This window comes from Amycolatopsis thailandensis (assembly GCF_002234405.1).
GTDB lineage: Bacteria > Actinomycetota > Actinomycetes > Mycobacteriales > Pseudonocardiaceae > Amycolatopsis > Amycolatopsis thailandensis.
Genome location: NZ_NMQT01000163.1, coordinates 19,676 through 43,976, shown reverse-complemented (window position 1 = coordinate 43,976; position 24,301 = coordinate 19,676). Strand labels below are relative to the sequence as shown.

General features: G+C 69.3%; 28 protein-coding genes. 18 read left to right on the top strand and 10 right to left on the bottom strand.

Translation table 11 applies throughout. The annotated features are described in order from the left end of the window. Positions 1–338: 338 nt before the first annotated feature. The 9 genes from CFP71_RS38270 to CFP71_RS38230 all read left to right on the top strand — a co-directional run bounded on the left by CFP71_RS38270 (position 339) and on the right by CFP71_RS38230 (position 9,351). Positions 339–2,354, top strand: a complete 2,016-nt coding sequence (locus CFP71_RS38270; protein WP_093938779.1) for a neutral/alkaline ceramidase — start codon at positions 339–341, stop codon at positions 2,352–2,354. A gap of 17 nt (positions 2,355–2,371) precedes the next feature. Beyond that, positions 2,372–3,331 (top strand): sphingomyelin phosphodiesterase, encoded by a 960-nt coding sequence (locus tag CFP71_RS38265; protein ID WP_093938778.1) that lies wholly within the window; start codon positions 2,372–2,374, stop codon positions 3,329–3,331. Positions 3,332–3,365: 34 nt separating this feature from the next. Beyond that, positions 3,366–4,670 carry an MFS transporter gene (locus CFP71_RS38260; protein WP_093938777.1) on the top strand — a complete coding sequence of 435 codons (1,305 nt, stop codon included), beginning with the start codon at positions 3,366–3,368 and terminating at the stop codon, positions 4,668–4,670. Further along, complete coding sequence (locus tag CFP71_RS38255) at positions 4,667–6,067, top strand: pyridoxal phosphate-dependent decarboxylase family protein (RefSeq protein ID WP_093938776.1); 1,401 nt, start codon at positions 4,667–4,669, stop codon at positions 6,065–6,067. The genes CFP71_RS38260 and CFP71_RS38255 overlap by 4 nt, the downstream gene beginning before the upstream one ends. A gap of 75 nt (positions 6,068–6,142) precedes the next feature. Next, positions 6,143–6,574, top strand: coding sequence for an SRPBCC domain-containing protein (locus CFP71_RS38250; RefSeq protein ID WP_093938775.1), 432 nt, complete (start codon positions 6,143–6,145; stop codon positions 6,572–6,574). Beyond that, the gene (locus tag CFP71_RS38245) at positions 6,564–6,899 is read left to right on the top strand and encodes an ArsR/SmtB family transcription factor (RefSeq protein ID WP_093938774.1); all 336 of its coding nucleotides are present in this window, start codon (positions 6,564–6,566) and stop codon (positions 6,897–6,899) included. Before CFP71_RS38250 ends, CFP71_RS38245 begins: the two co-directional genes overlap by 11 nt. After that, the gene (locus CFP71_RS38240; protein WP_093938773.1) at positions 6,896–7,225 is read left to right on the top strand and encodes an SRPBCC family protein; all 330 of its coding nucleotides are present in this window, start codon (positions 6,896–6,898) and stop codon (positions 7,223–7,225) included. The genes CFP71_RS38245 and CFP71_RS38240 overlap by 4 nt, the downstream gene beginning before the upstream one ends. Next, complete coding sequence (locus CFP71_RS38235) at positions 7,222–7,914, top strand: DUF899 domain-containing protein (RefSeq protein ID WP_093938772.1); 693 nt, start codon at positions 7,222–7,224, stop codon at positions 7,912–7,914. Before CFP71_RS38240 ends, CFP71_RS38235 begins: the two co-directional genes overlap by 4 nt. Before the next feature lie 21 nt (positions 7,915–7,935). Continuing rightward, positions 7,936–9,351 (top strand): AMP-binding protein, encoded by a 1,416-nt coding sequence (locus CFP71_RS38230; protein ID WP_093938771.1) that lies wholly within the window; start codon positions 7,936–7,938, stop codon positions 9,349–9,351. 365 nt (positions 9,352–9,716) lie between these two features. Here the strand turns inward: CFP71_RS38230 and CFP71_RS38225 are convergent, their stop codons facing one another. Genes CFP71_RS38225 through mrf form a run of 4 tightly spaced genes read right to left on the bottom strand, consistent with a single transcriptional unit; the run spans position 9,717 to position 12,452 of the window. Next, positions 9,717–10,790: a GTP-binding protein gene (locus tag CFP71_RS38225; RefSeq protein ID WP_093938770.1), complete on the bottom strand. Its 1,074-nt coding sequence runs from the start codon at positions 10,788–10,790 to the stop codon at positions 9,717–9,719. After that, positions 10,787–10,945 carry a 50S ribosomal protein L32 gene (gene rpmF / locus CFP71_RS38220; RefSeq protein ID WP_005149940.1) on the bottom strand — a complete coding sequence of 53 codons (159 nt, stop codon included), beginning with the start codon at positions 10,943–10,945 and terminating at the stop codon, positions 10,787–10,789. The genes CFP71_RS38225 and rpmF overlap by 4 nt, the downstream gene beginning before the upstream one ends. Then, positions 10,945–11,202: a type B 50S ribosomal protein L31 gene (locus CFP71_RS38215; protein WP_020635049.1), complete on the bottom strand. Its 258-nt coding sequence runs from the start codon at positions 11,200–11,202 to the stop codon at positions 10,945–10,947. The genes rpmF and CFP71_RS38215 overlap by 1 nt, the downstream gene beginning before the upstream one ends. Next, complete coding sequence (mrf, locus tag CFP71_RS38210) at positions 11,199–12,452, bottom strand: ribosome hibernation factor-recruiting GTPase MRF (protein ID WP_093938769.1); 1,254 nt, start codon at positions 12,450–12,452, stop codon at positions 11,199–11,201. The genes CFP71_RS38215 and mrf overlap by 4 nt, the downstream gene beginning before the upstream one ends. 84 nt (positions 12,453–12,536) lie before the next feature. Here mrf and rpmB point away from each other — a divergent pair, with 84 nt between their 5' ends. The 6 genes from rpmB to cobA all read left to right on the top strand — a co-directional run bounded on the left by rpmB (position 12,537) and on the right by cobA (position 15,330). After that, positions 12,537–12,773 carry a 50S ribosomal protein L28 gene (gene rpmB / locus CFP71_RS38205; RefSeq protein ID WP_005149951.1) on the top strand — a complete coding sequence of 79 codons (237 nt, stop codon included), beginning with the start codon at positions 12,537–12,539 and terminating at the stop codon, positions 12,771–12,773. Next, the gene (gene rpmG, locus CFP71_RS38200; RefSeq protein ID WP_005149953.1) at positions 12,773–12,940 is read left to right on the top strand and encodes a 50S ribosomal protein L33; all 168 of its coding nucleotides are present in this window, start codon (positions 12,773–12,775) and stop codon (positions 12,938–12,940) included. The genes rpmB and rpmG overlap by 1 nt, the downstream gene beginning before the upstream one ends. Continuing rightward, positions 12,940–13,245 (top strand): 30S ribosomal protein S14, encoded by a 306-nt coding sequence (gene rpsN / locus CFP71_RS38195; RefSeq protein ID WP_093938768.1) that lies wholly within the window; start codon positions 12,940–12,942, stop codon positions 13,243–13,245. The genes rpmG and rpsN overlap by 1 nt, the downstream gene beginning before the upstream one ends. After that, on the top strand, positions 13,242–13,490 hold the full coding sequence (rpsR, locus tag CFP71_RS38190; RefSeq protein ID WP_093938767.1) for a 30S ribosomal protein S18: 249 nt from the start codon (positions 13,242–13,244) through the stop codon (positions 13,488–13,490). The genes rpsN and rpsR overlap by 4 nt, the downstream gene beginning before the upstream one ends. 64 nt (positions 13,491–13,554) lie before the next feature. Further along, positions 13,555–13,962 (top strand): ankyrin repeat domain-containing protein, encoded by a 408-nt coding sequence (locus tag CFP71_RS38185; RefSeq protein ID WP_093938766.1) that lies wholly within the window; start codon positions 13,555–13,557, stop codon positions 13,960–13,962. Between the two features lie 144 nt (positions 13,963–14,106). Beyond that, positions 14,107–15,330: a uroporphyrinogen-III C-methyltransferase gene (gene cobA / locus CFP71_RS38180; RefSeq protein WP_093938765.1), complete on the top strand. Its 1,224-nt coding sequence runs from the start codon at positions 14,107–14,109 to the stop codon at positions 15,328–15,330. On the opposite strand, the gene CFP71_RS38175 is transcribed toward cobA, so the two are convergent. Then, positions 15,312–15,860, bottom strand: a complete 549-nt coding sequence (locus CFP71_RS38175; RefSeq protein WP_093938764.1) for a GNAT family N-acetyltransferase — start codon at positions 15,858–15,860, stop codon at positions 15,312–15,314. The two genes, cobA and CFP71_RS38175, sit on opposite strands and share 19 nt — an antisense overlap. Next, positions 15,850–16,737, bottom strand: coding sequence for an alpha/beta fold hydrolase (locus tag CFP71_RS38170; protein WP_167406422.1), 888 nt, complete (start codon positions 16,735–16,737; stop codon positions 15,850–15,852). The genes CFP71_RS38175 and CFP71_RS38170 overlap by 11 nt, the downstream gene beginning before the upstream one ends. Positions 16,738–16,865: 128 nt before the next feature. Here CFP71_RS38170 and CFP71_RS38165 point away from each other — a divergent pair, with 128 nt between their 5' ends. From CFP71_RS38165 to CFP71_RS38155, 3 genes are all read left to right on the top strand, one after another. Then, complete coding sequence (locus CFP71_RS38165) at positions 16,866–17,708, top strand: crotonase/enoyl-CoA hydratase family protein (RefSeq protein WP_093938763.1); 843 nt, start codon at positions 16,866–16,868, stop codon at positions 17,706–17,708. Positions 17,709–17,745: 37 nt separating this feature from the next. Next, on the top strand, positions 17,746–19,449 hold the full coding sequence (locus CFP71_RS38160) for an AMP-binding protein (protein WP_093938762.1): 1,704 nt from the start codon (positions 17,746–17,748) through the stop codon (positions 19,447–19,449). 318 nt (positions 19,450–19,767) lie between these two features. Next, positions 19,768–20,526 (top strand): D-Ala-D-Ala carboxypeptidase family metallohydrolase, encoded by a 759-nt coding sequence (locus CFP71_RS38155; RefSeq protein ID WP_093938761.1) that lies wholly within the window; start codon positions 19,768–19,770, stop codon positions 20,524–20,526. 5 nt (positions 20,527–20,531) lie between these two features. Here the strand turns inward: CFP71_RS38155 and CFP71_RS38150 are convergent, their stop codons facing one another. The 4 genes from CFP71_RS38150 to CFP71_RS38135 are packed head-to-tail and all read right to left on the bottom strand — an operon-like array spanning position 20,532 to position 24,296. Next, positions 20,532–21,164, bottom strand: coding sequence for an NUDIX domain-containing protein (locus CFP71_RS38150; protein WP_093938760.1), 633 nt, complete (start codon positions 21,162–21,164; stop codon positions 20,532–20,534). After that, positions 21,161–22,354 (bottom strand): adenylosuccinate synthetase, encoded by a 1,194-nt coding sequence (locus tag CFP71_RS38145; RefSeq protein WP_093938759.1) that lies wholly within the window; start codon positions 22,352–22,354, stop codon positions 21,161–21,163. The genes CFP71_RS38150 and CFP71_RS38145 overlap by 4 nt, the downstream gene beginning before the upstream one ends. Further along, positions 22,351–23,325, bottom strand: a complete 975-nt coding sequence (locus CFP71_RS38140; RefSeq protein ID WP_093938758.1) for a hypothetical protein — start codon at positions 23,323–23,325, stop codon at positions 22,351–22,353. The genes CFP71_RS38145 and CFP71_RS38140 overlap by 4 nt, the downstream gene beginning before the upstream one ends. A 2-nt stretch (positions 23,326–23,327) precedes the next feature. Next, complete coding sequence (locus CFP71_RS38135) at positions 23,328–24,296, bottom strand: adenylate cyclase (RefSeq protein WP_093938757.1); 969 nt, start codon at positions 24,294–24,296, stop codon at positions 23,328–23,330. Between the last annotated feature and the right edge of the window lie 5 nt (positions 24,297–24,301).

The window sequence follows — 24,301 nt, the reverse complement described above, 5'->3', positions numbered from 1 at the left end:
CCGTGCGCGGAACCGGACATATGGGCATTAAGGGGATGGGTATCCCATAGAATCGTCCTTTGTGGACACTTTGATCGGCAGTGTGCCGAAGTCCCTGCCCGTGACCGCGACAAGGTTGTCGTATCTCTCAAACAGAGTCAGCCTTGTCCTTCGTGAGCCGGGTGGATGGCGCTGAACATGTCCTGAAGGGTTCCTTTGAGGTAAGTCCGCCGCGACTGGGTCGAACCCGGGCCTTCGGCCTCCACGCCTTTCGTGGGTTGCGAGCGTGAGGCCCATCACGTAGCGTCCCGGCCACGAACATGAAGTCGGTTCATGTTCGTGGCCGGGAGGTGCGACTCATGACGGTGAGCCGGAGGCGGGTTCTCGCGGGTGTGGCGGCCTTGCCCGTCGCGGCGGGTGTGCTCGGCGCCCCGCAAGCGCAAGCGGCGTCGGCAAAGGGTTTCCGCGTCGGCGCGGGCATCTCCGACGTCACCGGCCCGGCCGCCGAGAACGGCATGATGGGCTACTCGATGCCGCAGCAGCAGACCGCCGGCATCCACCTCCGCACCAGGGCGCGGGCCTTCGTGGTGGACGACGGCGCCAAGCGGATCGCGTTCGTCACCGCCGAACTCGGCGCGCTGTTCCAGTCGGTGCACCAGGGCGTGATGCGCAAGCTCCAGGCCGCGTACGGCGACCTGTACACCGAACAGAACGTCCTCCTCAACGCCACGCACACGCACTCCGCGTGCGGAGGCGATTCCCACTACGCCGCCTACGATCTGGCGATCCTCGGGTTCCAGCAGGAGGTCTACGACGCCGTCGTCGACGGGATCTTCGAGGCCATCAGCCGGGCCCACGCGAACCTCGCGCCCGGGTCGATCCGGCTCGGCCGCGCGGAACTGACCAAGGCGAGCGTCAACCGCTCCCGCAAGGCTTTCGATCTGAACCCGCAGGCCGACAAGGATCACTTCCCGCAGGCGATCGACCCGGCCGTCACGGTGCTGCGGTTCAGCCAGAACGGCGTCGACGTCGGCGCGATCAGCTGGTTCGCCACGCACGGGACGTCGATGAGCAACGGCAACCACCTGATCAGCGGCGACAACAAGGGTTACGCCGCCTACGAGTGGGAGCACGACCACGCCGGCGTGCGCTACCTCGACGGGAACCCGCGGTTCGTCGCCGCGTTCCCGCAGACCAACACCGGCGACATGAGCCCGAACCTGAACCTTTCGCCGGGGACACCGGAGACGGAATTCGAGAACACCCGCACCATCGGCGATCTCCAGTTCCGCGCGGCGAAGAGCGCCTTCGACGCCGCCGCCGAAGCCGTGACCGGCGGTGTCGACCACCGGATGTGCTACGTGGACATGTCCGATGTGGCCGTCGACGCGAAGTACACCCCGAACGGACGGCCACAGCGCACCTGCACAGCCGCGATCGGGGTGTCGATGCTCGCGGGCAGCCGTGAGGACGGCCCCGGCCTGCCGCTTCCGGAAGGCGTGAAGAACCCGTTCATCGACTGGCTCGGCGGCATCGACGCGCCGATCCCGCAGGCGCTCGCCGACGCGCACGCCCCGAAGGTGATCGCGGTGCCGTTCGGCGCGATGAAGCCATATCCGTGGACACCGGAGGTCCTGCCGCTGCAGATCGTCCGGATCGGACAGCTGCACCTCGTGGCCGTGCCCGCCGAACTGACCATCGTCTCCGGACTGCGCTTGCGCCGGACCGTCGCCGGCGAACTCGGTGTCCCGCTGGAGAACGTGCTCGTCCAGGGCTACTCCAACGCCTACAGCCAGTACGTCACCACGCCCGAGGAGTACGACTCGCAGCAGTACGAAGGCGCGTCGACCCTCTACGGCCGGTACACGCTTCCGGCCTACCAGCAGGAATTCGCCAAGCTCGCGGCCGCCATGAAGGCGGGGAAGACGGTCCCGCACGGCCCGACGCCGCGGGATCTGCGCGGCAAGCTGATCAACTTCCAGCCCGGGGTCGTCTTCGACAGCGCGCCCGCGTTCAAGAACTTCGGTGACGTCCTGGTCGACGCGAAGAGCACCTACGCCCGCGGAGAGCAGGTCGCGATCGAGTTCGTGACCGGGCATCCGAAGAACGACCTCCGGCGCGGCGGCACTTTCCTGGAGATCCAGCGGCTGGTCGAGGGCAAGTGGGTCCGGCACGCCGACGACGGCGACTGGGATACGAAATACCACTGGGCGCGGACCTTCGTCGCCGAATCGAAAGCCGTCGTCCACTGGAAGATCCCCGCGAACGCCCCGATCGGCAAATATCGCGTGGTCCACTTCGGCAACTGGAAGAACGGCTGGAACGGAGCGATCTCCGCGTTCAGCGGAACCTCCCGGACGTTCGTCGTCTCCTGACATCGAAAGGGTCTTTCGTGCGGAAGCTCGCCGTGGTCGCCATCGCCGCCGCCCTGTTCGCCGGAACCGCCGTGCCCGCCCAAGCGGCGGTCTCGGTCAAGGTCATGGCGTTCAACATCTGGCAGCTGCCCTGGATCGCCAGCCCGAACACCTCGGACAAGCAGGCCAGGGCCCGCGCCGCGGAGGACGTCATCCGCGCGAACGACGCCGACGTCGTCGTCCTGGACGAGGCTTTCAGCGCCCAGGCCGAGGAAATGCGGAACCGGCTGAAGGACGTCTGGCCCTACCAGACGCCACTCGTCGGCCAGTACTGCAAGACGTCGCCGGGCTGGACCACGGTGAACGGGAACTGCTCGAATTCGCCCGTGGTGGTCAACGGCGGCGTCACCGTGCTGAGCAAGGCACCGGTGACCGAGCAGCACCAGCTGGTCTTCCGCAATTCCTACTCGGGCACCGCGGACTACCTGTCCAACAAGGGCGCCGCGCTCGCCCGGCTGGTCGTGAACGGGAAACCGCTCTGGATCGCGGGCACCCACATGCAGGCCGACGAGGGGCCGGAGACACTGCCGAAGGCGCACGACGTCCGGATGGCGCAGCTCGGCGAGATCCGTGACCTGGTCACGAAATACGCGCCGCCGGCCGAGCCGGTCGTCATCGCGGGCGACCTGAACATCGAGTACTGGGCCGGGCAAGCGCGCAAGGACTCCCTCGGCCGGACCCAGGTCCAGCAGGGCGAAGCCTTCCTCGGCGGCGTCCTCCGCACGACCGGCGAAGGCTCTTACACCTTCGACGCGGCGACGAACCCGAACGCCGCGAAGTCCGTTCCGGCGACCTACCGCGACTCGCTGGACTACGTCGGCGCCGTGCGCGCGGGCGGCCGTCCACTCGCCGCTGTCGGCCCGGTACAGCTCGTGCATTACGACGGTGGCACGATTCCCTCCGACCACTACCCGGTGGTGGCCAAGATCCAATACTGAGGCCTTCATCGGGAGAATCGCCTCGAGGAGGATCATGGCAGCCCTGCCAGCACGGACGAGGTACCGCTACTCGCTCGGCTCGTTCGTCACCGGCCCCTTCGGCACGGTTCCCGGCCTGCTCCTCCTGAAGTACCTGACCGACACGATGGGCGTCGCGGCGGGCGTCGCCGGGGTGATCGTGTTCGTGCCCAAGGCCTGGGACGTGCTGTTCAACCCGATCGCGGGCAGGCTGTCGGACGCGGACATGGTCCGCACCGGCAGCCGCCGCCGGTTCCTGCTCTTCGGCGGTATCGGCGTCTCGATCCTCTTCGCCGCCCTGTTCGCGCACCCGGGCTTCGGCGGCCCGGTGCCCGACGCGATCTACGTCGTCGTCGTGTTCCTGTTGTGCGCCACCGCGTACGCGTTCTTCCAGGTGCCGTTCAACGCCCTGCCCGCCGAGCTGACCGACTCGGCCGACGAACGCACGAAACTGACCAGCATCCGGATCGGCTTCCTCGCGGTCGCCATCCTGATCTGCGGCGGCGGCGCCCCCGCGATCACCGAGGCCGTCGGCGGCATCGCGGGCTACCGCGTCATGGGCGTGTTCATCGCCGTGATCATCCTGCTGGCGACCCTCGGCGTGTACTTCGGCCTGAAGGACGCCCCGGTCGGCGCGTTGCGGCCGAACACGGTGAGCCCGCGCGAACTGCTCCGGACGCTCGCGCAGTGGCGGCCGTTCCGCTGGCTGCTCGGGGTCTACTTCGTCCAGGCGCTCGGCATCGGCACGGTGCTGGCCGCGATCCCGTACTTCGCCGAGCGGATCCTCGGCAGCTCCGGCTACTCGACGCTGCTGTTCGTCGGCTTCGTCGGCCCGGCGCTGCTGACCATGCCGCTGTGGCCGAAACTCGGCGCGAGCGTGGGGAAGCTGGTCGGGTTCCGGCTCGCCACCGCCGCGTTCGGCATCGGTCTCCTCGGCCTGCTGGGCGCCAAGCTGTTCGGGCTCCCCGTCACCATGGTGTTCGTCGCCTTCTGCGGGGTCGGCTACGCGGGGATCTCGGTGTTCCCGCTGGCGATCCTGCCGGACCTGATCAGCGACGAGGAAGAGCGGACCGGGGAAACCAGGGCGGGCGTCGCGGCCGGGGTCTGGACGGCGTCGGAGACGCTGGGACTCGCGCTCGGCCCGGGTATCTGGGGTCTGGTCCTGCAGTTCGGCGGCTACCAGGCCAGCCTCGCCCCGGGCGCCGCCCAGCCGGACAGCGCGCTCACGGCGATCCTGCTCGGCGCGTCGATCCTCCCGGCGGTGCTGATCCTGTTCGGTATCCCGCTGCTGCGGAAGTCCGTGCTGGAGCGCCGGTCGTGACCGCCGAGGAGGTCCTGGCGGAGTTGCGGGAACTGCGCGCGGGCGACCTGCCGACGCATGGCGGCCGGACGCTCGCCTACGTCTACGACAGCGGTCTGTCCGAAGTGGACGAACTCGGGGCGGCGGCACACGCGCTGGCGTCGTCGGCCAACGGCCTCGACCCGACGGCGTTCCCGAGCCTGCTGCGGATGGAGAACGACCTCGTCGGTACCGCCGCGCGCCTGCTCGGCGGGACGGCGGAAACGGTCGGTTCGGTGACCTCGGGCGGCACGGAGTCGTGCATGCTCGCCGTCCTGGCCGCTCGCGACGCGCGTCCCGACGTGTCTTCGCCGAACATCGTGCTGCCCACGACGGCGCACGCCGCGTTCAACAAGGCGGCGCATTTCTTCGGTGTCCGCGCGGTTGCGGTGCCGGTGGACCCGGTGACCTTCCGCGCCGTTCCCGAGGCGATGGCCGCCGCCGTCGACGAAAATACGGTGCTGGTCGTCGCGAGCGCCCCGTCGTACGCCCACGGCGTCCTCGACCCGATCGCGGAGATCGCGGCACTGCTGGACGGCGTCCGGTTCCACGTCGACGCCTGCATCGGCGGCTGGGTGCTGCCGTACCTGAAGCCCGGCCCGTTCGGCTTCGACGTTCCCGGGGTCACCAGCATCTCGGTGGACCTGCACAAATACGCGTACTGCCCGAAAGGCGTGTCGGTTCTCCTGCACGCGGACGCCGCGTTGCGCCGCTCGCAGTACTTCGCCAGCGCCGACTGGCCCGGCTACACGATGCTGAACACGACGCTCCAGAGCACACGTTCCGGTGGTCCGCTCGCCGCGGCGTGGGCGGTCGTACGCCATGTCGGCGACGAGGGTTACGCGAAGCTGGCGGCGGCCGCGCGCGAGGCCGCGGTGGAGATCCGCGCCGGGGTCGAGGCGCTGGACGGGCTGCGCGTCCTCGGCGACCCGGTGTCGACCCTGCTCGCGTTCACGGTGGACGCGGATGCCGGGTTCGACCTGTTCACCGTGGCGGACGAGATGCGGGAACGCGGTTGGTACGTCCAGCCGCAGTTCGCCCACGAGGCCTCGCCCGCCAACCTGCACCTGACCGTGACGGCCGCGAACCGGGGGAGCGAGAAGGAGTTCCTGACCGATCTCGCCGCCTCGGTCGCCGCCGCCCGCGAGTCCGGACCGGTCGTCATCGATCCGCAGGTGGCCGAGTTCGTCGCGGCGCTGGACCCCGCGACCTTGACGCCGGAGCAGTTCGCCGGCCTGCTGGCGGCCGCGGGACTCGGCGGCGACGGCGGCCTGCCCACCCGGATGGCGGAGATCAACGCCCTGCTGGCCACGGCACCCGGTCCGCTGCGGGAGCGGCTGCTGCTGGAGTTCCTCGGCGCGCTGTACAAGGCTTCCTGAACCGACCTTGACGCAATCGGGCGGTTGCTATACAAAGTTATAGCAACCGATTGATTGCTACTTGAGGAGGAAGTCATGGGATTCCCCGATCGCATCGAACGCACCGTCGAAATCGCCCATCCGCCGGCGAAAGTGTGGGCCGCGCTGACCACGGCCGAAGGGCTCGGCACCTGGTTCGGGAACCAGGCGAGCATCGACCTGCGGCCCGGTGGCGACGCCGAGATGAAGTGGGACGAGGGGCACCAGGCGAACATGCGTGTCGAACGCGTCGAAGAGCCGGAGGTCTTCGGCTTCACCTGGAACATCTACGGTCTTCCCGACGACGACCCTCGCCGCACCTACGTCGAGTTCACCCTCGCACCGGCCGGCGCGGGCACGCGGCTCACCGTCGTCGAGACCGGTTTCTCCCAGCTGCCGGACGAAGTCCACAGCGTCGCGTTCGAAGGGAACACGAAGGGGTGGGCGGCCGAGCTGGGCGAACTGATCGAATACCTCGATGCCGTCTGACATCGAAGCGATCGCCGAACAGGTCTTCGTCGCACTGGCCGACCCGAGCAGGCGGAGCATTCTCGCCACCCTCGCCTCGGGCGGCCCCGCCACGGCGACCGACCTGGCCGACCGGCTGCCCATCACGCGGCAGGCCATCGCCAAGCACCTGGCGCTGCTCACCGACGCCGGACTGGTGACCCCGGAGCAAGGGGAGCGGCGCCGGGTCCGCTACGCGCTCCGCTCCGCCCCGATGCAGGTCGCCCAGCAGTTCCTCGCCGCGCTCGCCCGCGATTGGGACGGGCCGCTCGCGGCTCTGAAAGACCATCTGGAAGGTTCAGCATGAGCTTCACGACGAGTTTCACCGTGGACCGGACGCCACAACAGGTCTTCGACGCCTTCACCGACGTCCGCCGGTGGTGGTCGGAGGAGATCGAGCACGCCGGCGACGAGTTCGAGTACCACTACGAAGAAGTCCACCGTTGCCGCGTACGGGTCACGGAGTCCGTGCCGGGCCGGAAGGTCACCTGGCTGGTCCCGGAGTACGAATGCTTCGACGTCTGCCACAAGGCCTGGACCTTCTACGTCGGAACCAGTCTGAGAGACCTCATCACCACTGGTGAGGGGCAGCCGAACCGGCGGAATGTCCTGCCCGCGGAGCCGGCGCGATGAACACGGTGTCCCAGGCCGAATGGGAAGAGGCCCGGCTTCGCCTGCTGGTCAAGGAAAAGGAGCTGACCCGCGCCCGTGACGCGCTCGCGGCCGAGCGTCGGCGGATGCCGTGGGTCGCGGTCGAAAAGGCGTACGAGTTCGAGGGGCCGTCCGGGCCGGTGAGCCTGCTCGACCTGTTCGAGGGACGCCGTCAGCTGATCGTCTACCGGGCCTTCTTCGAACCCGGTGTCGAGGGTTTTCCCGACCACGCCTGCCAAGGCTGCTCGCTGGTGGCCGACCAGGTCGCCCACGTCGCCCACCTGAACGCCCGCGACACGACGCTCGCCTTCGCCTCACGCGGGCCGCAGCCGGACCTCGCGCGGATGAAGGCCCGGATGGGCTGGACGATGCCGTGGTACACGATCACCGGTGACTTCGACACCGACTTCGGGGTCGGGGAATGGCATGGCACCAACGCCTTCATCCGCGAAGGCGACCAGGTTTTCCGGACGTACTTCGTCAACGGTCGCGGCGACGAGGTCATGGGTGGCACGTGGAGCTACCTCGACCTCACCGCGCTGGGGCGGCAGGAGGAGTGGGAGGACTCGCCGGAGGGATACCCGCAGAGCCCGCCGTACGAGTGGTGGAACTGGCACGACTCGTACGAGGATTCCGCTTCGTCGGGCGAAGGGTGCTGCTCGGGGTCGTGAGCCTGGGTTAGGGTCCGGCCGGTGGAGAGTTTGTTTCTGACCCGGGTGCTGGACGCGCTCCGCTCGGGCGGCGAAGAGGCGCTGTTCGTCCAGGACGGTGTGGAGACCGGGTACGGGCAGGCGTTCGAACTGCTGCGCCGGCTGTACGCCGGATTGCCGGAAGGCGGGGTGGTCGCCATCGACGCCGGTAACCGGCCTGAAACCGTCCTCTTGCAGATCGCCGCACAGCTACGGGGTTCGACGGTGCTGCTCATCGCCGCGTCGGCGAGTTCTCCGGATCGCCTCGCCGCGGTCGAGATGGCCGGTGTCACCACCCTGGTGGCGGAGAACCCGGAGGACTGGCCCGCCGGCGACGCGAGGGTGACCACATTCGGCGAACTGGTGGACCGCGACGGTACCGACCCGGTGGGGCTGCCGGGGTCGGTCACCGTCGTCTTTCCCTCCGGCGGCACCACCGGAACGCCGAAACTCATCCGGCACAGCGGGATCTACGACGGGATGGCCCATATCTTCGCGCCGGATCCGTCCGCGCCGGGGCGCACCCTGCTGATCGCGCCGATGACGCATATGACCGGCAACGCCACCGTGCTGGGGGCGATCCTGCGGCGGGAAAGCGTGGTGCTGCTGCGGGACTTCGACGCGGGCGCGGTGCTGGACGCGATCGCGGAACACCGGATCACCACGTTGTCGCTCACCCCGGCACGGCTGGCCGCGGTGCTCGATCATCCGGCCATGACGTCGTGCGACGTCAGCAGTGTGCGCGGGCTTTCGCTGGGCGCCGCCCCGCTTTCGCCGCGGCGGCTGGCGCAGGCGCTCGACGTGTTCGGGCCCGTGGTCGGGCAAGGATACGGGCTCACGGAGGCGCCGATGATCGCGAGCATCTCCGCGGCGGAGCTCGACGGCAGGCCGGAGCGGCTCGAATCCGTGGGCCGGATCGTCCCGGGTATGGAGGCCCGGATCGAGGACGGAGAGGTCCTGGTGCGCGGACTGTCCATGATGGACGGCTACCACGGGGCGGAGCCGATCGGGGACGGCTGGCTGCGGACCGGTGATCTCGGGCGATTCGACCAGGAAGGGTATCTCTACCTCCTGGACCGGGCGAACGACGTCATCGTCACCGGCGAGCACGGCACCAAGGTGCACTCGACCGTGGTCGAGGACGCGCTCGCCCGGCACCCGCTGGTCCGTTCCGCGGCCGTGTTCGGTGTGCCGGGCGAGGACGGCGAGCTGGTCCACGCCGTGGTGGTCCCGGTCGCGTCAGGAGCGCTGTCGGCCGACGAGGTCCGGGCACACGTCCGGGAGTTCTTCGGGCGGGAGCATTTCGTACCGTCCGATGTGGACTTCGCCGAGGCGCTGCCCCTGACCGCGATCGGCAAGGTCGACAAGCAGGCGCTCCGGGCGCCGTTCTGGGCCGGGCGTCGTCGCCACATCGCCTGAACCGGTACCGAGACGGCCCCCTTCCTTGCGCTAGACGCAATGGTCTCGGCAAAGTCGCCTCTCCGCTGGTCAAGTAGGTTGTGAAAGCCACTTTCGCAACGTTGAAGGTTGCGAAAGTGGCTTTCGCGACACAACCACCCCGGCCCAGCGGTTCCGGCGGCATTGAGCGTCGCGAAAGCCACTTTCGGGACACTGGACGTTCTGAAAGCGGCTTTCGCGACCCGGCGCACTGAGCCACTGAACGCCCCGGGCCGCCGGACCGGCGCGATCCCGACACCATTAACGACACCCGCTTACGCGACTTTGCCGAGACCCTGGCGCTAGACGCAAGGAAGAGGGCCTTCATGTACCCGGGGCCGGACCTGTCAGTGAGCGTGTACCGCTTCCCAAGCCGGAAACGGATCCGCGCCGGCCGAACCGGTCGCCAGGCAAGCCCGCAGCGAGTCCAGCAGCGCGTCCTTCTCCAGCCCCACCCCGATGAACACCAGTTCCTGCCGCGGCGCGTCCTCGACACCCTGCGGTTCGAACCGCGCGACCGACCCGGCCTGCGACCACAGCCCGGTCACCCCGGGCCGCGACGTCAGCGAGAAGAACCCCTTCGATCGCAGGACGGTCCCGAACTCCCCGGAATCGAGCCTGCCGAGAAAGTCCCACAGCCGTTCCGGATCGAACCCCGAAGCAGCGCGGAAGACCACGCTGGAGATCCCGTACTCCTCGGTCTCCGGGACGTGGTCGCCGTTGAGTTCGGCCACCCAGCCGGGCGCTTCCTGCGCCCGTTCGACGTCGTAGCGCCCGGTGCCGAGCACCTTGTCGAGCGGGACCCGGCCGTGCGTGGAGACGACGACCTCGGCGGCCGGGTTGAGCCGCCGCAGCACCGCGGTCAGCCGCTCCAGTGAGGCGGCCGCGACGAGGTCCGCCTTGTTCAGCAACAGGACGTCCGCGAACTCGATCTGGTCCATCAGCAGGTCGCTCACGGTGCGGGAATCGTCCTCGTACTGGTCCAGCCCGCGTTCGGTCAGGGCGTCCCCGGACGCCAGTTCCCGCTCGAAGTTCACCGCGTCGACCACGGTCACCATCGTGTCGAGCCGCGCGGAGTCCAGGAATGAGAACGTCGCCGCCACGGGCATCGGCTCCGAGATCCCGCTCGACTCGATGAGCAGGTAGTCGAACCGGCCGTCCGCGCAGAGCCGCGACACCTCTTCCAGCAAGTCGTCACGCAGGGTGCAGCAGATGCAGCCGTTGGTCATCTCGACGAGCCGCTCCTCGGTGCGGGACAGGCTGTTCCCGTCCCGCACCAGCGCGGCGTCGATGTTGACCTCGCTCATGTCGTTCACGATCACCGCCACCCGCAGCCCGTCGCGGTTGCCGAGGATGTGGTTGAGCACGGTCGTCTTGCCCGCGCCGAGGAACCCGGACAGCACCGTGACCGGCGTCGTCACTCTCCACCCTGATGGAAGTGCTTCATCAGCTTGCGCGGCACGAGTTTCGTCTCGCCGTTCACCTTGATCGGCACCAGATCCGGCACGGCCGCCTTCCACTGCGACCGCCGGGACCGGGTGTTGCTGCGCGACATCTTCCGCTTCGGGACGGCCATTACTTCGAGCCTCCCCGGCGACCGTAGCGGCGGTGGAACTTCTCCACCTGGCCGGCGCTGTCCATGATCCGCTGGTTACCGGTCCAGAACGGGTGCGACCACGAGCTGATCTCGACGTTCACCACCGGATAGGTGTTGCCGTCGCTCCATTCGATGGTCTGCTCCGACGTCGCGGTGGACCGCGTCAGGAAGGCGTCCCCGGTGGAGAGGTCCTTGAACACCACGGGGTGGTAGTCGGGGTGGATTCCGGGTTTCACTGCGTTTCGTCCTTTCGGTTCGACGCGTTCACGTCGTGCTTTTCAGGGTCGGTCTCCGTGTCTTCGCACGGTTCTTCGTGCCACTCGCCGAACGGATCCGGGTAGCGGAGCCATTCCCGTTCACCGGCGGCGAGTTCGTCTTCGGTCAGCAGCGCCCCGTTCAGGGCTGCCTCGATCTCGTCGGGCGTGGCCTGATCGGTGACGACGACCAGTTCCTGCGCGCGATCGCCGAACGTCGGGTCCCAGCGCAGGGAAGCGAGCGTGCGGCGCTCGGGGGAGACGTCGGCCCAGTCCGGCCCGCCGGGGGCGGCGAGCCACGCCCCCGCGTGCCCGACGCCGAGGCCGCCGCCCGCGGACTCGATCCACAGCGCCATGTCCGGCTGGCTCGCCACCCACAGCCGTCCCCGGGTGCGGACGACGCCGTCGAGCAGGACGTCGATGGCGTCGTGGAGACGCTCCGGGTGGAACGGGCGCTGCGAGGTGAAGGTGAGCAGCCCGATGCCGCAGTCGGTGTGCAACGGCGGTTCTCCGCGCAGCAGCGGTCCGTGCATGTCGGTGACCTCGCCACGCCGGGCGTCGGCCGGGACAGCGTGGAGCACGGTCCCACCGTCCACCGCGGACAGTTCGACGCGGGGAATCGAGGGCGCGACCCTGTCGAGCACCGCCGACGCCTTCGCCGCGGACCAGGCGTCCGTCGCCGAGCCGGCGAGGACGAGCAGGTCGGCGAACTCGACTTGGGACAGAGCGACCTGGGCGACGGTGCGCTCGTCTTCGGGGCTGGCCCGGATGTCCCGTTCGGCCAGGGTGTCGTCGCCGGTGCTGTCGGCGAGCCAGGTCGCACAGTCGACGACGGCCAGCACGGCCTGGAGATCGACGTCCTCGATCACCGGTCGCTCGCCGACGAGGACGTTGTGCAGCGCCCAGCTGACCGGCTCGGGCTCCATGGCCTCGTCGAGCCGCACCACGATCCGCCGCACCTGTGGCATCCGCGAAAGCTTGCGCAGCAACGGAAGGAGGTCTTCGCGCAGCGTGCAGGAGACGCAGCCGTGCGCGAGTTCGAGGACGGTCAGCTGGTCGCGGTCGCCGAGCCGGATCCGCCGCCTGACCACGCCGGAGTGGATCTGCCTCAGGTCGTGGTGCACGACGGCGGTGCCGGGTTCGGCCAGGCGCAGCCGCTCGGCGAGGTCGGCGTTCGGTCCCGGTGCGAGGCCACTGATCAGGACGAGGGGCACGCGGGGGTTGTCGGTCACTGAAGCTCCGGGGCGTCGAGGGCGTTCGGGTTCGGCTGTGTAGAGTAAATGAAAACGACAACCGATATCAACTCGGGAGGGTGTATGTCCGCCGTGTGCCAGGTCACCGGCCGCAAACCGGGCTACGGGAAGCAGGTGTCGCATTCGCATCGGCGCACGTCCCGGCGCTGGGAGCCGAACCTGCAGGCCAAGCGGTACTTCGTGCCGAGCGAAGGGCGCTGGGTCCGGCTGCGGGTTTCGGTGAAGGGCATGAAGACCATCGACAAGCGGGGGATCGAGGCCGTCGTGGCCGAACTCCGCGCGAAAGGGGTGAAGCTCTGATGGCCAAGAGCACCGACATCCGGCCGATCATCAAGCTCCGCTCGACGGCCGGCACCGGCTACACCTACGTCACGAAGAAGAACCGCCGGAACGACCCGGACCGCATGGTGCTGCGCAAGTACGACCCGGTCGCACGCAAGCACGTCGAGTTCAAGGAGGAGCGCTGATGGCCAAGAAGTCCAAGATCGCCAAGAACGAGCAGCGCAAGGTGGTCGCCGCTCGTTACGTGGAGAAGCGCCGTGAGCTGAAGGCCACCATCGCCTCGCCGTCCGCGTCCCCCGAGGAGAAGGCGGCCGCGGTGTCGGCGCTGCAGGCGATGCCGCGAGACGCCAGCGCGACCCGGATCCGCAACCGCGACACCGCCGACGGCCGCCCGCGCGGCTACCTGCGGAAATTCGGGCTCTCGCGGGTCCGGATGCGGCAGATGGCGCACAACGGTGAACTGCCCGGCGTCACGAAGTCGAGCTGGTGAGCGCGATGGCCAAGCCGAACCGGGACCGCCCCGCCAAGCGTAAGACGAACTTGTTGCACGCCAACAAGATCACCGAGGTCGACTGGAAGGACGCCGATCTGCTGCGGAAATTCATCTCCGACCGCGGCAAGATCCGCGCCCGCCGGGTCACCGGGCTGACACCCCAGCAGCAGAAACAGGTCGCCACCGCGATCAAGAACGCCCGCGAGATGGCTTTGCTGCCCTACCCCAACGCGGCTCGCTGACACCGCCGGTCCGGGCGGTGCGACACGCCGCCCGGACCCCGGTTCCTGTGGAAGAATCGTTCCCATGACGGAGAACCCCGGACAGGCCGAGGAAATCGATCCCGAACTGCTGGAGCTGTGGGCGAAGGTGTTCGGTTTCGCCCGCTCGGGAGCGACGGCGGAGATCATCGCGTACGTCGACGCCGGCATTTCGGCGAATCTGACCAACGACCGGGGTGACACCCTGGTCATGCTCGCGGCCTACCACGGGCACGCGGACACGGTCGCGGCCCTGCTCGAACGCGGCGCCGACCCGAACCGCGAGAACGACCGTGGTCAGAGTCCCCTCGCGGGCGCTGTCTTCAAGAACGAACCCGAGGTCGTGAAGGCGCTCCTCAAGGGCGGCGCGGACGCGGCGGCGGGGGAGCCGTCGGCGATCGACGCGGCCAAGATGTTCGGCAACACCGAACTGCTGGCTCTGCTGGAGGGCTGAAGTGGTCGGCGGAGCTCGGGACATCGGATAGCCAAATGGCCCCGCGCCTGAACCCGCGACCGCTATCGCGGGTTCACCGATGGATGCTGAGGCGGTTCTCACTCGGATCGCGGTCCGGGCCTCTGAATCCTTACACTGCCCCGCATGGATGACCCGCACTACCTCTCCGGCCTCGACCTGGCAGGCCGTCGTGTCGTGATGATCGGCGGCGGGACGGTCGCCCAGCGCCGCCTGCCCCGGCTGATCGGCGCCGGCGCGCGGGTCGAACTGGTCTCGCCGCACACCACGCCGTCGGTGAGCGCCATGGCCGACGCCGGGGAGATCGTCTGGCACGAGCGCCACTACACCGAGGGTGACCTCGCCGACGCCTGGTACGCGCTGGCCTGTACGAACGATCCCGAGGTCAACGCCGCCGTCTGCGCGGAGGCCGAGAGCGCGCGAGTGTTCTGCGTCCGAGCCGACGACGGGGACCTCGGCAGCGCGGTCACCCCGGCGTCGGGCAGGCACGGCGGACTGCTGGTCGGCGTCCTCTCCGGGGGCGAGCCGCTGCGGTCGGCCTCCGTCCGGGACAGCATCCTCGACGGCCTTCGCGCCGGCACCGTCGCCGACGGCCGCGTGCCGGACGAGCGCGACGACCTCCCCGGCGTCGCCCTGGTGGGCGGTGGTCCCGGCGACCCGGAACTGATCACCGTGCGCGGCCGCCGTCTCCTCGCCAGGGCCGACGTCGTCGTCGCCGACAGGCTCGCCCCGCGCGAGCTGCTCGACGAACTCTCGCCCGAGGTCGAGATCGTCGACGCCGCGAAGATCCCGTACGGCCGCGCCGCCAGCCAGGACGTGATCAACTCGACGCTGATCGATCGGGCCAAGGCGGGCAAGTTCGTCGTCCGGCTCAAGGGCGGCGACCCGTACCTCTTCGGCCGCGGCTTCGAAGAAGTCCTCGCCTGCGCGGAAGCGGGCATCCCGGTGACGATGGTCCCCGGCATCACGAGCGCGTTCTCCGTCCCCGCCGCCGCGGACGTCCCGGTGACCCATCGCGGCGTCGCCCACGAGGTCGTGGTGGTGTCCGGTCACGTCGCGCCGGACGACGAGAAGTCACTGGTGGACTGGGGGCTGCTGGCGAAGATGCGCGGCACGATCGTCCTGATGATGGGCGTCGAGCGGCTTCCGCTGTTCACCAAGGCGCTGCTGGAAGGGCGGCCCGGGGACACGCCGGTGGCGATCGTCGAGGACGGCACGATGCGCACCCAGCGGGTTCTTCGCTCTACTTTGGACAGTGTGGTCGAGGACGCCGCCGCGGCGGGCGTCCGGCCGCCCGCGGTGATCGTCTTCGGGCCGGTGGCGGGGCTGGCTCAGCCTTCGGAGACGTAGAGCCAGTCGGTCCCGTCGTCGCCGGGGGTGTCGAGGTGCTCGGCCCTGGCCAGGCCCGCCCGCAGCGCCACCCGCTGCGAGGCGAGGTTCCCCGGCCGGACTCGGGCGATCACGAGGTCGTCCGGCCGGTGGGCGCGTGCCCAGTCCACCGCCGCGCCGGCGGCCTCGCTCGCGTACCCGGAACCCCAGGCGGACGGGAAGAACCGGTAGAAGAGGTTCAGGACCGGCCCTCGCCGGAAGCCGACGATCTTCACCCCGCAGAAGCCCAGCGCCTCCGCCGAGTCGTGCCGCCGGACCGTCCAGTACCCGAAGCCGTACCGGTTCCACTGGTGCGACCAGCGGAGCAGCAGCAGTTCCGCGTCCTTGCGCGTTTCCAGCAGGTCCGAGGGGTTGTGCGCGCAGGCCTCCGGATCGGTGTGGAGAGCGAAGATCGCGTCGAGGTCTCCGGGCCCGGGACGGCGCAGGAGCAGACGCCCGGTCCGCAGCTCCTCGGCGCCCGTGTCCCGGGTCGGTGCCGGATCAGCGGTCATGGCACCGGGCCGAGAAACCGGTGATGGCGTCGGTCAGGCGGGTCGGGTCGAAGCGCAGCTCGACCGGGCTGCGGGCCTGGACGAACTCGGCCGCCGGCATGTCCGCGGCCAGCGTGTCCGCGTCGCCGAAGGGATGGATCGGGTCACCCTCGTGCCCGATGACCAGGGCCGGGGTCTCGATCTTCCGCCGGATCGACTTCGGCGGCGCGATCCGGCCGAAGAGCACGCCGTGCAGGAGCGCGGCCATCGGCGCGGGCTCCTGGGACAGTGTGTCGGTGACGACGTCGACCCACTGGTTGCCGTGCGGGACGAGCTTCGCCGCCAGCGCCACCCCCTGCACGGTCACCGGCAGGAACCGGGCGGCCATCAGCAGCGGCGCGAAGGTGATCAGCCCGGCGACGATCGCGTTGTCCAGCACCGGCATCTCGACGATCAGGCCGAGCGCGCGTTCCGGCGCGCTGACCGCCACTTCGAGCGCGACGTTGGCGCCCAGCGACGTCCCGCCGATCACGGCGGCGTCGATCTCCAGGTGGTCGAGCAGCGCGACGGTCTGCTCCGCGAACGCGGGCATCGAGTACAGCCACGAGTCGGTGGGCCGGTCCGAGTCGCCGTGCCCGAGGAGGTCGAGGGTGATGGCCCGGAAACCGGCCCGCGCCAGCCTGCGGGCGAGCGGCGCGTGCATCCGCCTGGTCAGCATGATGCCGTGGGTGAGCACGACGACCCGGTCGCCGGAGCCGAACTCGGTGTAGGCGAGCCGGTGACCCTCATGAGTGAAAGACCCCGAGAGCTCGATCGGGCGTGAGGAACGTTCTCGCCGCCGCCCGGGGATGAGTGCGGGCAGGTCGGCGACCGCGGTGGCGCTGCTGGCCGGGCTCATGTCCCACCGTCCTTCGTCGATCGTCGGTACTCACCGGTAGTACTCGCTGGTACCAGGAAAGCATCTTGTGACCACCGTGGCACAGTGGCCGTTGGCAGCCTGTCAATCACATGAGTCAAGATGACCTCATGACCGCTACAGCTGACAGTCTTCCCGATCTCGTTTCGCTCAAGGTGGAGATCGACGGGCACGTCGCCGAAGTGACGCTGCTCGGTCCGTCCAAGGGCAACGCGATGGGCCCCGATTTCTGGCGTGAGCTGCCGATCGTCTTCCGCGCGCTCGACGCGGACCCGCAGGTGAGGGCGGTCGTGCTGACCGGGAGTGGCAAGCACTTCTCCTACGGGCTCGATCTGCCCGCGATGATGCCCAGCTGGGGCGAAATGCTCGGCGGCGACGCGCTCGCGGGCCCGCGGACGAAGTTCCTCGACGAGGTCAAGACCCTCCAGGCGAGTGTGTCCTCGATCGCCGAATGCCGCAAACCGGTCATCGCGGCCATTTCCGGCTGGTGCATCGGTGGCGGCGTCGACGTGATCGCGGCCGCGGACATCCGCCTGGCGAGCGCGGACGCGAAGTTCAGCGTGCGTGAGGTCAAGGTCGCGATCGTGGCCGACCTCGGCAGCCTCCAGCGGCTCGCGCCGATCATCGGCGAAGGGCATCTGCGGGAGCTGGCCTACACCGGCAAGGACATCGACGCCGCCCGCGCGGAGAAGATCGGCCTGGTCAACGACGTCTACGCGGACCAGGACACCGTGCTCGCCGAGGCGCGCAAGATGGCGGGGGAGATCGCCACCAACCCGCCGCTGGTCGTCCATGGCACCAAGAACGTCCTCTCGGCCAACACCGAACGCCAGGTCGCCGAGGGCCTGCGCTACGTCTCGGCCTGGAACGCGGCCTTCCTGCCCAGCAAGGACCTCGGCGAGGCCGTGCAGGCGTTCCTCGAGCGGCGCGCGCCCGAGTTCAAGGGAGAGTAGAAAGAACCGGCGGCCACCCAGGACCAGGAGGACGATCGTGAGCGCTTCGGAGGCATACCGCACGTTCCGCGAGGCGCGGGACTATCTGCAGGCCCATCGCGAGGATTACGAGACCGCCTATCGCGATTTCACCTGGCCACGGCCGGACGAGTTCAACTGGGCGCTGGACTGGTTCGACGTCATCGCCGCGGATCCGGCCAATCAGGAGCGGTACGCGCTCTGGATCGTCGAAGAGGACGGCATCGAGAACCGCTGGACCTATCCGGAGATGGCGCGCCGGTCCAACCAGGTCGCGAACTGGCTGCGCTCGCTCGGCGTCTCCCGGGGCGACAGGCTGATCCTGATGCTGGGCAACCAGGGTGAGCTGTGGCAGACCATCCTCGCCGCGATCAAACTGGGCGCGGTCATCATCCCGGCCTCGACCCTGCTCGGCCCGGCGGACCTCGCCGACCGGGTCGAGCGGGGCGCCGCGAAGCACGTCGTGATCCGCTCGGTCGACGCGCACAAGTTCGAGAACGTCGACGGTGACTACACCCGGATCACGGTCGGCGAACCGGTCGAGGGCTGGCGGTCCTTCGTGGACGCCTACGAGGAAGCGGAAGACTTCACGCCCGACGGTCCCACGGCGGCGGGCGACCCGCTCCTGCTGTACTTCACGTCGGGCACGACCGCGAAGCCGAAACTGGTGCAGCACACGCAGGTCTCGTACCCGGTCGGGCATCTGTCCACAATGTACTGGATCGGCCTCGAACCGGGCGACGTCCACCTGAACATCTCGTCGCCGGGCTGGGCCAAACACGCGTGGAGCAACGTTTTCGCGCCGTGGAACGCCGAAGCGACGGTGTTCCTCTACAACTACGCGCGCTTCGACGCGGTTTCCCTGATGGCGCAGATGGAACGCTGCGGCATCACCAGCTTCTGCGCCCCGCCGACGGTGTGGCGGATGCTCATCCAGGCGGACCTGACCGTGCTGAAGACGCCGCCGTCCAAGGTGGTCGGCGCGGGTGAACCACTCAACCCCGAAGTGATCGACCAGGTCGAAAAGGCTTGGGGCGTCACGATTCGCGACGGTTTCGGGCAGACCGAGAGCAGCGTCCAGATCGCCAACACCCCCGGACAGGACGTCGTCCCGGGCTCGATGGGCCGCCCGCTTCCCGGCTTCGCCGTCGCGCTGGTGGACCCCGTCACCGGCGAGCGCGCGCAGGAGGGCGAGATCTGCCTCGACCTCGACAAGCGACCTGTCGGGCTGATGACCGGCTACGCGGACGACGACGAGCGATCCGCTGCCGCCTTCGCGAACGGCTACTACCACACCGGCGACGTCGGTTCGATCGACGAACGCGGCTACATCACCTACGTGGGCCGCACGGACGACGTCTTCAAGGCGTCGGACTACCGGATCTCGCCGTTCGAACTGGAAAGTGTCCTGCTGGAACACGAGGCCGTCGCCGAGGCGGCCGTGGTTCCCGCGCCCGACCCGATCCGGCTCGCGGTGCCGAAGGCGTACGTCGTCCTCACGAACGGGCACGAGCCCACGGCCGACACCGCGGTGTCCATCCTGGCCTTCGCCCGGGAACATTTGGCCCCGTACAAACGGATCCGGCGGCTGGAGTTCACGGACCTGCCGAAGACGATCTCCGGCAAGATCCGCCGCGTCGAACTCCGTGGACGCGAAAACGACGCCGCCGAGCGGCCGGCGGGGGAGTTCCGCGAGGAGGACTTCCCGCAGCTGAAGGGCTGACCCCGCCCCCGCCACGCCACACTCACGTGATCAGCCCCGAAACTCGCGTGCTTGAAGGCGGAACACGCGTGATCAGAGCCGTGACTCGCGTGCTTGGAGACGTGACTCGCGTGTTCCGCCTTCAAGCACGCGAGTCACGGCTTCAAACACGCGTGTTCCGTCTTCGAGCACGCGTGACGGCCGCGCCGGAGCGGGTGTGTGGGTCGAACGACCCACAGCGCGGTAGCAGGAACCGCGTTAGCATCCCGGGCAGTGAATCGTTGACAACCCGTGGGGGTCACGGGTCTCACCTTCCCTGCCTTGAAAGGTGTTCCTGTCATGCGCATTCGTTTCCTCCTGCCGATGCTCGCCCTCGTGGCGGGCCTCGGTACCGCGGTGGCCGCCCCGGCCGCCGCGGTACCGGGCCCGGTGACGGCGGGCGAAATGTCTGTCTCCGACGCCTGTTACAGCTGGGGACGCACGTTGTCCGAGGGCGCGTCCGGTGAGGACGTCCGGCAGTTGCAGATCCGGGTCGCCGGTTACCCCGGTTATGGTGGCGTCCTCGCCATCGACGGCCAGTTCGGCGCGGGCACCAAGGCCGCGGTCACCCGCTTCCAGCAGGCCTACGGGCTGGGCGCGGACGGCATCGCCGGATCGGCCACGTTCACGAAGATCTACGCGTTGCAGGACGACGACTGCTCGCCGGTCAACTTCACCTTCGCCGAACTGAACCGGTGCAACTCCGACTGGTCGGGCGGCAACGTCTCGGCCGCGACGGCGAAGGCCAACGCGCTGGTGTCGATGTGGAAGCTGCAGGCGATGCGGCACGCCATGGGTGACCGGCCGATCACCGTCAACGGCGGCTTCCGTAGCGTCTCCTGCAACAACGCGGTCGGCGGCGCGACCAACAGCCGTCACCTCTACGGCGACGCGGTGGACCTCGGAGCGGGCTCGCAGGGCTTCTGCGGGCTGGCGAAGCAGGCCCGCAACCACGGGTTCAGTGAGATCCTCGGGCCGGGCTACCCCGGCCACAGCGATCACACGCACGTCGCCCACCGGTCCAGCCGGTTCTGGTCGGCTTCGGCCTGCGGGATCTGATCCCGCTATTCCCAGCGCCACAAGGACGGCGGCCGTCCTCCCTTGGGGAGGGCGGCCGCGTGTTCCGTGGTGCGCCGCAAGCCGGGGACCCGCTCCATGGTCCGGCCCAGATTGGCCGGATAGGGGCGGTCCCCGGTCAGTGCCTCGGTCGCGTCCAGCGCCTGCGCGGTGGTGAAGATCGGCCCCAGCAACCCGGCCGTGAACGTGACGTCGCGCCACAGTTTGTCGGCCAGCAGCGGACGGCAGTCCGCCACGATCCGGTCGTGGTCGAACGCCAGCGGGGGCACCTCGTCCAACGGCGCCCACACGACGTTCCCCGGATCGTCGAGCGCCGGGGAAGTGGTGGCCCACAAGGCGACCGAAAGCGTCGGACCCCGGGGATCACGGTTCGGCTCGTCGAAGGTGGCGAGCTGTCCCGTCGCCGAAAGCGCGTCGGGCGGCAGCCCCAGTTTGGTGACCGCCGCCCGGCCCGCGGCGTCCCGCAGCCGTTCCCCGACCCCGAGCAACACCCCGGGAAGGGCGAGCTCGCCCGCGAACGGCTCGGCGGCTCGCGGTGCGATTCCCAGCAGCACTGTGCGGGTGCCGGGGGCGAACCGCACCACGAGCACGTCCACGGACACCGGCGTCGACTCGATCACGCGTAGATTGTCGACCTTGCCTCCGCGACCCGGTAACCCGCCCTGTCCGGGCCGTACCCGGCGACAGCCACCGGCAGCCGCGCGGCGAACCACGCCAGTGGATCCGGCAGCTCGACGGCGGGGGAGCCGTCACCGGGCACGACTCGCAGGCCGGTCGCGTCGAGGTGGGTCACCGCGAACGCGTCCACGCCGTCGCAGGCCGCGAGCGCGTAGTCCAGTAGCGCCGCGTCGAGGTGGCCCGCCCGCCACGCGCCCTGGAACTCGCCGGTTTCGTTGTGGACCTCGGGAAACCGGGCCAGCACGGCGGCGGACTCGCTGGGAAGCGGCCCCGCGCCGTGCCGGGTGAGGTACGTCCGCGTGACCCCCAGTACGGCATGCGGACGCCCACCCAGCAGTGCGCGGGCGTTGTGCGGGGTGGTGGTCGACCAGGTCGTATGCGGATGGAACCCGTGGTGCTGGTCGAGGAGAACCCCCTGCGCTCCCTCGAAAACCAGCCGTCCGGCGTCCGCGAGCCGACCCGTTTCGTCCCCATCGGTGATCCGCACCGCGCCCGCGAAGTCGCGGTACAGCGCCACCAGTTCGTCCACGCTGTGCGACGGTGTGGCGAGCGGCGCGTAGAACCGCGCGAGCGCGTCCAGTTTGCGCCGCAGCACCGACGGCCGGACGCAGTCGCCGACCGTGGGCGCTTCCCCCGGTGTCCCGATCACCTCCTGGTTCTCCACCACCTCACCCGGCACGGCCCCGGCCAGCAGCGAGTACCAGACGGTCTCGCCGATGCCCTTTCCGCACGAGCCGTGCCGATTCACGCCACGGGCCTCCTCCCTGGCCCGGTTGGCGTGGATGTGGAACGGCGTCGTGAGCAGCGCCCGGCCGTCCACACTCAGCAGCGAAAGCGGATCCCGGACGCCGCCGGTTTCGAGCAGCCGGGCTTCCGCCGCCAGCGCGAACGGCTCGACCAGCACGAACCGCGACAGGTGGGTGGGCACGCCGGCGAACGTGCCCGCCCCGAACTGGCTGAAGGTGTGGTGGCGCCCGTCCACGACGACGTTGTGCGCGGCCTGCGCGCCCCCGTTGAAGCGGACGACGGCGGTGGTGGGCCGGGCGGCGCAGAGGGCGTCGACGACGGCGCCCTTGCCCTCGTCGCCGAAACCGAGCCCGACGACCACCACGTGCCCGTCCAGGAGGCTCACCGCAGCACCACGTCGCTCGGGCCACCCGGCTCGGGGACCGCCGAGGTGACGACCGATTTGGTGCCCAGCTTCGCCAGCGCCTTGCCGACGGCCTTGCTCTCGGCGACCGAGCCGACGTCCGCGAGATCGGCGAGCGCCCTGTCGACGTCGACGACCCGTTCCTCCAGTCCGATCGTGGCCGCGATCAGCTCGCACACCGCGCCGGGGTCGTCGAGTTTGAGGAAGTTCTGGCCGAGCAGGCCACTCCAGTGCTCGCCGATCTGCGGGTCGTTGTAGTACGAGGACTGGTTCGGCAGGACGAAGTAGACGTGCCACTTGCGGGCCAGCTCCCGGTAGACCGAGGCGGGGTCGATGTCTTCCCGCACGTCGTCGCCGATCACCCGGCGGATGTGGCGGGCCTCCAGCGCCGGCTTGTTCAGCTCGTCACCGATGAGGAACAGGTAACCCTTGCGGCCGCGATTCTGCCAGGCGTCCGTGACCACGTGCCGGGCCATGAAATAGGCGGCCAGTTCGTAGGACTCGCTCTTCTGCCCGCCGCCACCGCCTTCGAGGAACATCGTGCGCAGCTGCTCGTCCATCCGGTTGTCCGATTCGAACTGCCCGACCTGCAACGGGACCCGGTCGCTGTCGGCGTCGCCGATCGCGCCGAACAGCACCTGCGGGTCGGCCAGGTAGCCGCGGCGCTTCAGCAGCCCGTGCAGTTTGCCGAGTTTGCCCTGCATGATCCGCGGCACCCGGCGCATCGAGCCGGTGACGTCGAACAGCACCGCGATCGGCGTCGAATCGCTGTGATCGGCCGAATCCCGGCATTCCCGGACGGCGTTCTTCGGGTCGAGCGCGGGCGCGGCCTTCCAGTCCTTGGCGGGTTTGGCGCGCAGATCGGCGCTGTAGCCGAAATCGTCCTCGCCCTTCGCCGCGCGGAAGGTCTTCGCGGCGGCGTAGGCGTTGTCGTCCCAGTGTCCGTGTCCCATGGTCAGGCTCCTGTCTCGGGGATGATGAACGGGCGGAAGGTGCGGGGGCCGTACAGCTCGCCGAGCAGGTCGTCGTACTCGTCGAGGAGGTCGACGACGTCGGGTCGCTGTGCCGGGTCTTCCTGCGTGCACCACGTGGCGAACTCGCGTTGCCGGGTTTCCGTGGGCGCCAGCAGGGAAAGCGTCAAACGATGGAGCATGTGGACGTCGGTGGCCGCGGTCATCGGCAGTCCTTTGTGGACCTCCGGCGGATACTCGGCCGAGTTGTCCGTCGCCAGCGGGAGGGTGCCGCTTTCGACGGCGAAGGACCAGCCCACCAGGACGATCCCGTGCTGTCCGGGGTGGACGAGCACGTTGTCCGCGGTGAGATGGCCGTGGACGAGACCCGCGCGATGCGCGCCCGCCACGGCACGCAGCAGGCGACGGTGCATCCAGGCGTAATCGCGGCCGTCGAGCCCGTCCGGGAACGCCTCGCCGATGTCGGCGAGGGTGACGAACCCGTCGACGAGCGGATCGAGGACGCTGAACGCGCGGTCACCCCTGGCCACCGGGCCGGAGGTGTCGAGCAGCCGCGGGTAGTAGGGCCGCAGCCAGCGGTGCCGTTCGGTGAAGCCGTCGAGAGCGCGCAACGCCGCCCACTCGGCGTGGATCAGCGGGTTGAGCGCCGGGTCCCGGACGAGTTTGACCAGATGCGGCCCGGTGGTCCGGTAGGTCGTCGCGATACTGCCCACCGCGTGCGGAACGGTGAGGGTGTAACTCGACGTCGCCGTGGTGACCGTCTGACGGCGGGCACGTTTCCAGTCGTCGTAGTGGCGATTGAGGGTCGCGGCCGCCTGGTGTGCCCGAGTGTCGCCGGGATTGCGGTCGGGGTGAAGTACGGCGGCCAATTCCCGGTAGGGGTATCGGGCGAACAGAGTGGCCGCGTCGACCGAGTTCTCGATCATCGTCACGGCTTCGTCCCTGGTGAGCATAGTTT

Coding starts and splice junctions, on each gene's coding strand:
- CFP71_RS38270 (WP_093938779.1), top strand. CDS start 339: ATGACGGTGAGCCGGAGGCGGGTTCTCGCGGGTGTGGCGGCCTTGCCC.
- CFP71_RS38260 (WP_093938777.1), top strand. CDS start 3,366: ATGGCAGCCCTGCCAGCACGGACGAGGTACCGCTACTCGCTCGGCTCG.
- CFP71_RS38250 (WP_093938775.1), top strand. CDS start 6,143: ATGGGATTCCCCGATCGCATCGAACGCACCGTCGAAATCGCCCATCCG.
- CFP71_RS38245 (WP_093938774.1), top strand. CDS start 6,564: ATGCCGTCTGACATCGAAGCGATCGCCGAACAGGTCTTCGTCGCACTG.
- CFP71_RS38240 (WP_093938773.1), top strand. CDS start 6,896: ATGAGCTTCACGACGAGTTTCACCGTGGACCGGACGCCACAACAGGTC.
- CFP71_RS38235 (WP_093938772.1), top strand. CDS start 7,222: ATGAACACGGTGTCCCAGGCCGAATGGGAAGAGGCCCGGCTTCGCCTG.
- rpmF (WP_005149940.1), bottom strand. CDS start 10,945: ATGGCCGTCCCGAAGCGGAAGATGTCGCGCAGCAACACCCGGTCCCGG.
- rpmB (WP_005149951.1), top strand. CDS start 12,537: ATGTCCGCCGTGTGCCAGGTCACCGGCCGCAAACCGGGCTACGGGAAG.
- rpmG (WP_005149953.1), top strand. CDS start 12,773: ATGGCCAAGAGCACCGACATCCGGCCGATCATCAAGCTCCGCTCGACG.
- rpsN (WP_093938768.1), top strand. CDS start 12,940: ATGGCCAAGAAGTCCAAGATCGCCAAGAACGAGCAGCGCAAGGTGGTC.
- CFP71_RS38185 (WP_093938766.1), top strand. CDS start 13,555: ATGACGGAGAACCCCGGACAGGCCGAGGAAATCGATCCCGAACTGCTG.
- cobA (WP_093938765.1), top strand. CDS start 14,107: ATGGATGACCCGCACTACCTCTCCGGCCTCGACCTGGCAGGCCGTCGT.
- CFP71_RS38175 (WP_093938764.1), bottom strand. CDS start 15,860: ATGACCGCTGATCCGGCACCGACCCGGGACACGGGCGCCGAGGAGCTG.
- CFP71_RS38170 (WP_167406422.1), bottom strand. CDS start 16,737: ATGAGCCCGGCCAGCAGCGCCACCGCGGTCGCCGACCTGCCCGCACTC.
- CFP71_RS38165 (WP_093938763.1), top strand. CDS start 16,866: ATGACCGCTACAGCTGACAGTCTTCCCGATCTCGTTTCGCTCAAGGTG.
- CFP71_RS38155 (WP_093938761.1), top strand. CDS start 19,768: ATGCGCATTCGTTTCCTCCTGCCGATGCTCGCCCTCGTGGCGGGCCTC.
- CFP71_RS38140 (WP_093938758.1), bottom strand. CDS start 23,325: ATGGGACACGGACACTGGGACGACAACGCCTACGCCGCCGCGAAGACC.
- CFP71_RS38135 (WP_093938757.1), bottom strand. CDS start 24,296: ATGCTCACCAGGGACGAAGCCGTGACGATGATCGAGAACTCGGTCGAC.